The sequence below is a fragment of the Klebsiella sp. MBT K-1 genome (assembly GCF_002556465.1).
In the GTDB taxonomy this organism is placed as follows: domain Bacteria; phylum Pseudomonadota; class Gammaproteobacteria; order Enterobacterales; family Enterobacteriaceae; genus Klebsiella; species Klebsiella grimontii.
This window is the reverse complement of sequence record NZ_PDEL01000022.1, coordinates 86,936-93,472: the sequence shown is the minus strand read 5'-3', so window position 1 is coordinate 93,472 and position 6,537 is coordinate 86,936. Positions and strand designations below refer to the sequence as shown.

General features: G+C 55.4%; 5 protein-coding genes. 1 reads left to right on the top strand and 4 read right to left on the bottom strand.

The annotated features are described in order from the left end of the window. Positions 1–172: 172 nt before the first annotated feature. From hemG to pepQ, 4 genes are read right to left on the bottom strand one after another with little or no spacing between them, the layout of a single operon-like run. The gene (hemG, locus tag CMQ96_RS25755; protein ID WP_004870475.1) at positions 173–706 is read right to left on the bottom strand and encodes a menaquinone-dependent protoporphyrinogen IX dehydrogenase; all 534 of its coding nucleotides are present in this window, start codon (positions 704–706) and stop codon (positions 173–175) included. Between the two features lie 11 nt (positions 707–717). Then, the gene (gene trkH, locus CMQ96_RS25750; RefSeq protein WP_004097624.1) at positions 718–2,169 is read right to left on the bottom strand and encodes a Trk system potassium transporter TrkH; all 1,452 of its coding nucleotides are present in this window, start codon (positions 2,167–2,169) and stop codon (positions 718–720) included. 41 nt (positions 2,170–2,210) lie between these two features. After that, positions 2,211–2,825, bottom strand: a complete 615-nt coding sequence (locus CMQ96_RS25745) for an IMPACT family protein (RefSeq protein WP_024360606.1) — start codon at positions 2,823–2,825, stop codon at positions 2,211–2,213. Further along, the gene (pepQ, locus tag CMQ96_RS25740; RefSeq protein ID WP_098067528.1) at positions 2,825–4,156 is read right to left on the bottom strand and encodes a Xaa-Pro dipeptidase; all 1,332 of its coding nucleotides are present in this window, start codon (positions 4,154–4,156) and stop codon (positions 2,825–2,827) included. The genes CMQ96_RS25745 and pepQ overlap by 1 nt, the downstream gene beginning before the upstream one ends. A 191-nt stretch (positions 4,157–4,347) precedes the next feature. On the opposite strand from pepQ, the gene fadB reads away from it, so the two are divergent. Then, a complete protein-coding gene (gene fadB / locus CMQ96_RS25730) occupies positions 4,348–6,537 on the top strand; it encodes a fatty acid oxidation complex subunit alpha FadB (RefSeq protein ID WP_098067527.1) in 2,190 nt (729 codons plus the stop codon).

Here is a 6,537-nt window from a genome sequence, read left to right as displayed (position 1 = left end):
TTTGCTTTTCTCTGCCGGTATTCATCGCTGAATCCCGCTGACCCGGCGGCTTGCGTGCCGTTGTTCCGTGTCAGTGGGAGCGCATTATAGGGAGTAATTCCGAAGTGACAAGGGGAAATTTCAAAAAACTTTTCGTTCGCTCAACTTTCCATCACCAGGGTGATTTAACGCGCTATTTGCTGGTCATTTGCGCAATTTCCCGCGCAAATCTGCCCACCTGCTGCCAGTCGGTATACACCACTTCTTTACTAACATCCGTTTCGCCGCCGGTCATCTTCATAATAAGGCGAATCATAAACCGATCGTACCAACGATAGCGTGGATAGCGAAGCGCTCCGGCAAATACCGCGCAGTGCTGCGGCTGCCAGGGCGAGTTGAGCAGAAACTTTCGCGTGTAGCTGTTGGTCTGCGGCGTTCGTTTTTCTGGCTTACGCGCGACGAGGTTAACCGAGAAAAATGCTCCCGGCAGCGCCTGCAGCGACTGAAGATGCGTTTTGACAAACCGCTCCAGCGCGGGATGAAAGTGACCATAGCGGATTGATGCGCCAATCACGACGCGATCGTATAAAGGCCACTCCACCTCATTAGTACGGTTGAGGTCAATCGTATCCGCATCAATCCCCTGCTCTTTTAATTCAGATGCCAGATAGGAGGCGATTTCACGCGTCTGTCCGTCGCGGGTAGAAAATAGAATCAAAGTTTTCACAGGCACTCCTGTTATTCGCGCCAGAAAGTCGGAGTAAATAGCACCAGCAAGGTGAACACTTCCAGACGACCAAACAGCATATTAGCAATCAAGATCCATTTTGCGACAGGGTTCATCGTCGCAAAGTTATCCGCCACCACGCCCAGTCCCGGGCCAAGGTTATTCAGCGTCGCGACGACCGAAGCAAAGGCCGAGAAATCATCCACGCCGGTGGCGATAATCGCCAGCATACTAATGATAAACACCAGCGCATAGGCGGAGAAAAATCCCCAAACGGCTTCAAGGATACGTTCCGGCAACGCACGGTTCCCCAGTTTAATACTGTATACCGCATTAGGGTGTACCAGCCGTTTAAGCTCACGGTTACCCTGCTTGAAAAGCAGAAGAATACGGATAACCTTCAAACCACCGCCCGTCGACCCGGCGCAGCCGCCGATAAAAGCCGAGCAGAGCAGAAGGACCGGTAAGAATAGCGGCCAGCGCGCGATACTGTCGGTAGTGAATCCTGCCGTTGTCGCCATCGAAACAACCTGGAAGAACGCCTGGTTCACCGTCATGAGTGCAGAACTGTATACATCATGCAGCCACAGCACCAGAGTACATACCACCACCAGCGTGAGCTGCACGCCGATAAACATGCGGAATTCGGGATCGCGCCAGTACACTTTCAGGCTGCGCCCGCTGAGTAATGAAAAGTGCAGGCCGTAGTTACAGCCCGATATCAGCAAGAAAATCGCAATAATGGAGTTAATCGTTGGGCTATTAAAGTAGCCCACGCTGGCGTCATGGGTGGAGAATCCGCCAATCGCAATCGTCGAGAAGCTATGCCCGATGGCGTCGAACGCCGGCATACCGGCAAACCACAGCGCCAGCGCGCAGGCCACCGTCAGTAAGACATAAATAAGCCACAGCGTTTTCGCCGTTTCAGCGATTCGCGGCCGCATTTTATTATCTTTCAGCGGCCCGGGCATTTCCGCCCGATACAGCTGCATCCCCCCGACGCCCAGTATCGGCAGTATCGCTACCGCCAGCACGATGATCCCCATCCCGCCAAACCATTGCAGCATCTGGCGATAGAAAAGAATGGCGTGAGGTAATGAGTCAAGCCCTACCAGCGTGGTTGCCCCGGTCGTTGTCAAACCCGAGAAAGATTCAAAGAAGGCATCCGTGATGCTCAGGTTAGGCTGCTCAGAGAAGATAAAGGGCAGCGAACCGACGCTTCCGAGCACCGTCCAGAACAGCACGACGATAAGAAATCCTTCGCGGGATTTCAGTTCGCCCTTCTCACGACGGTTAGGCCACCACAGCAGCGAGCCGATCGCCAGGGCGACAAAAAAGGTCTGTGTAAACGCCCGCCCCGCGCCATCGCGATATATCAGGGCTATTAATCCCGGGAGGATCATTGTCCCCGAAAACAAAATGACCAGCAGTCCAACGATTCGGGTTATCGCGCGAAAATGCATCTCTGGCGCTTCCTTTGATATGCAAAAAAATCAGGTGGGGATTATTCGTCAATCTTCAGTAATTGCAACGAACCGCGACTAAAATCAGCCAGTTTTGCTGAAAATAGCGCCACTTCAGCCTGAGGAAGCGCCACGCGCAGCTGAACAGACGCTTGATATTCGCTCTCGACAATTTTCCCTGAGAATTGAGCCAACAGCGTTTCAATCCCGGCCAACTGCCCGTATTCACACTGCAAAGTATATGCGGTCAGCGGCGTCTTGCGCTGTGTTGCGAGCTGCGCAAGCGCCTGATGCACGCCGCCGCCGTACGCTTTGACCAGACCGCCGGTGCCGAGCAGAATACCACCGTAGTAGCGCACGACGACAGCGGTTATCTCGCCGACGCCGCTGCCCATAAGCTGCGCCAGCATCGGCTTACCCGCCGTCCCCGCCGGTTCGCCATCATCGGAAAATCCCAGTTGCTGCGAGTCATTTGGCGGCCCGGCGACCCACGCCACGCAGTGGTGACGGGCATCCGGATGATCAGCCCTAACTGACTCGACAAACGCTTTTGCCGCCGCTACGCCGTCGGTATGCGCCAACAGCGTGATAAAGCGGCTCTTTTTGATCTCTTCCACAAAGGTGACCGGCGCGGCCGGTATCAACCAGCTTTCCATTACGCCAGTTTCAGATCGCGCGTCATGTTTTCAATACTGTTTTCGTGGATCACGACGTTGTCTTCAATACGAATACCGCCAAACGGTTTCAGCGCTTCAATTTTCTGCCAGTTGAAGTGTTTGCTGAACTGCCCTTCGCGCCACGGCGCCAGCAGCGATTCGATAAAGTAGATGCCCGGTTCAATCGTCAATACCATCCGCGGCTGCAGCACGCGCGTGCAGCGCAGGTAGGGATATTTTGCCGGCGCGGCCAGATGGGTACCGGTATCATCCTGCATAAAGCCCGCGACATCATGAACCTGCAGACCCAGAGGATGGCCAATGCCGTGCGGCATAAACGGTCCGGTCAGGTCGTTTTCCACCATCGCTTCTTCGCTCATCTCTTTGACTATCTGATGTTTGCGCAGCAGTTTGGCAATACGCTGATGGAACTGGACATGATAATCCACGTAGCTCACGCCCGCCTTCATGGTGCTAATCAGCGCCAGCTGTTCATCATTAACGTCTTTAACCAACTGAGCATAGTCGTTATCGCCATGCGCCGCCCAGGTACGCGTCAGGTCCGCCGCATAGCCGTTATATTCCGCGCCCGCATCCAGCAGGAAGCTGCGCAACTCCGCCGGCGCGCGGTGATCCAGCTTAGTGTAATGCAGAACGGAAGCGTGTTCGTTCAGCGCCACAATGTTGCTGTACGGTACATCTGTGTCGCGATGGCCGGTAGCAGTCAGATAGGCCTGGTTAATATCAAACTCGCTCATCCCGGAGAGGAACGCTTCATGAGCGGCCTGATGACCGTTAACCGCCGACTTCTGCGCTTCGCGCATGTAGGCCAGCTCATAGTCAGTTTTATAAGAGCGGTAGTAGTGCAGATAATCAATCACCCCTTTCGGGTTGATTTTATCCGCCGCGAGTTCTAACCCCAGCGCGCGTTCCGGTACCGGTCCGATATACGCGATATTGCCGCGGGCGGCGGGTAGCTGGCTGCCGATACCGTCCGCTTTCGGCAGGGCAATGACTTCCACCTCTTCGGTCCAGAACGAAGTTGGCAGCGGTTCCACGTTATGCCAGTAGTCGACCGGCAGGTAGAACCACAGTTTCGGTTTGTTGACACCGTCCACCAGCAGCCAGCAGTTAGGGACCTGGGTAACCGGCACCCAGGCTTTGAACTGCGGGTTGACCTTGAACGGATACGGATGATCGTCAAGGAAGACGTTGAACAGTTCACCGGAGTGAATCAGCAGGGCATCCAGCTTAAAGCGGGCCAGAACATCACGGGTACGCTCTTGTAGGGTAACGATATGATTTTTATAGAGACCGGCAAGGGATTCCATCTTTTATCCTTTGATTTTATGAGATCGTGATGTTTCGCATCTTAGCACAATGACCTCAAACGGGGTGATTTCTACCGGGTGTGATCCGACCAGCATTTATTTAAAGTCTTATTTGCAATTTCTTAACATAAAATCCACACTCCGTCTCATCTGGTACGACCAGATCATATTGCTGGATTCAGGAGACTGACATGCTCTACAAAGGCGACAACCTGTACCTCGACTGGCGGGAAGACGGCATTGCCGAACTGGTATTCGATGCCCCCGGCTCGGTCAACAAGCTCGATACCGCAACCGTAGCCAGCCTCGGTGAAGCGCTGGACGTACTGGAAAAACAAAAAGATCTTAAAGGGCTGCTGCTGCGCTCCGAAAAAGCCGCTTTTATCGTCGGCGCGGATATCACCGAATTTCTTTCTCTGTTCCTGGTTCCCGAAGAACAGCTCAGCCAGTGGCTACATTTCGCTAATAGCGTATTTAATCGCCTGGAAGATTTGCCGGTTCCGACCATCTCCGCCGTCAACGGCTATGCGCTGGGCGGCGGCTGCGAATGCGTACTGGCGACCGATTATCGCCTGGCGACGCCGGACCTGCGCATTGGTCTGCCGGAAACGAAACTGGGCATCATGCCGGGCTTTGGCGGCTCGGTGCGGATGCCGCGCATGCTTGGCGCGGACAGCGCGCTGGAAATCATTGCCGCAGGTAAAGACGTCGGCGCCGAACAGGCCTTAAAAATCGGCCTCGTCGACGGCGTGGTTAAACATGAAAAACTGATCGATGGCGCAGTAGCCATTCTGCGTCAGGCCATTAACGGCGACCTGGACTGGAAAGCGAAGCGCCAGCCGAAGCTGGAGCCGCTTCACCTGAGTAAAATTGAAGCCGCAATGAGTTTTACCATTGCCAAAGGCATGGTGGCGCAAACCGCCGGGAAACACTACCCGGCCCCGCTTACCGCCGTTAAAACCATTGAAGCCGCCGCCCGCTTTGGCCGCGAAGAAGCGCTGAACCTGGAAAACAAAAGTTTCGTCCCGCTGGCGCATACCAACGAGGCGCGCGCGCTGGTCGGTATCTTCCTCAACGATCAGTACGTCAAAGCGAAAGCGAAGAAGCTGACGAAAGATGTCGACACGCCAAAACACGCGGCCGTGCTGGGCGCGGGGATTATGGGCGGCGGTATTGCATACCAGTCGGCCTGGAAAGGCGTGCCGGTGGTCATGAAGGATATTAACGACAAATCGCTGACGCTGGGCATGACCGAAGCGGCGAAGCTGCTGAATAAACAGCTTGAGCGCGGCAAAATCGATGGGCTCAAGATGGCCGGCGTCATTTCCACTATTCAGCCAACCCTGGATTACGCCGGCTTTGAGCGCGTGGACGTCGTGGTCGAAGCCGTCGTTGAGAACCCAAAAGTGAAAAAAGCGGTACTGGCGGAAACCGAAGAGAAGGTGCGCCCGGATACCGTGCTGGCCTCCAACACCTCGACCATCCCTATCAGCGAGCTGGCCAGCGTCCTGCAGCGCCCGGAAAACTTCTGCGGCATGCACTTCTTTAACCCGGTGCATCGCATGCCGCTGGTTGAAGTGATCCGCGGCGATAAAACCTCGGATAAGACCATTGCCAAAGTCGTCGCCTGGGCCAGCAAAATGGGCAAAACGCCGATTGTGGTCAACGACTGCCCCGGCTTCTTCGTCAACCGCGTACTGTTCCCCTACTTCGCCGGTTTCAGCCAGCTGCTGCGCGATGGCGCGGACTTCCGCAAAGTCGACAAAGTGATGGAAAAACAGTTTGGCTGGCCGATGGGGCCCGCCTATCTGCTGGACGTCGTGGGCATTGATACCGCGCATCACGCGCAGGCGGTCATGGCGGCGGGCTTCCCGCAGCGAATGCAGAAAGAGTATCGCGATGCGATCGATGCGCTATTCGACGCCAAGCGTTTCGGCCAGAAAAACGGCCTTGGCTTCTGGCGCTACAAAGAAGACAGCAAAGGTAAGCCGAAGAAGGAAGAGGATACTGTCGTCGATAGCCTGCTGGCGGAAGTCAGCCAGCCGAAGCGCGATTTCAGCGATGAAGAGATTATCGCCCGGATGATGATCCCGATGGTCAACGAAGTGGTGCGCTGTCTCGAAGAGGGCATTATTGCCAGCCCGGCGGAAGCCGATATGGCGCTGGTTTATGGCCTGGGCTTCCCTCCGTTCCACGGCGGCGCGTTCCGCTGGCTCGATACGCTCGGTAGCGCAAAATATCTCGATATGGCGCAGCAGTACCAGCACCTCGGCCCGCTATACGACGTGCCGGAAGGATTGCGCAGCAAAGCGCGTCATAACGAACCGTACTATCCCCCGGTTGAGCCTGCCCGTGCGCCAGGCGACCTGAAAACGGCTTAA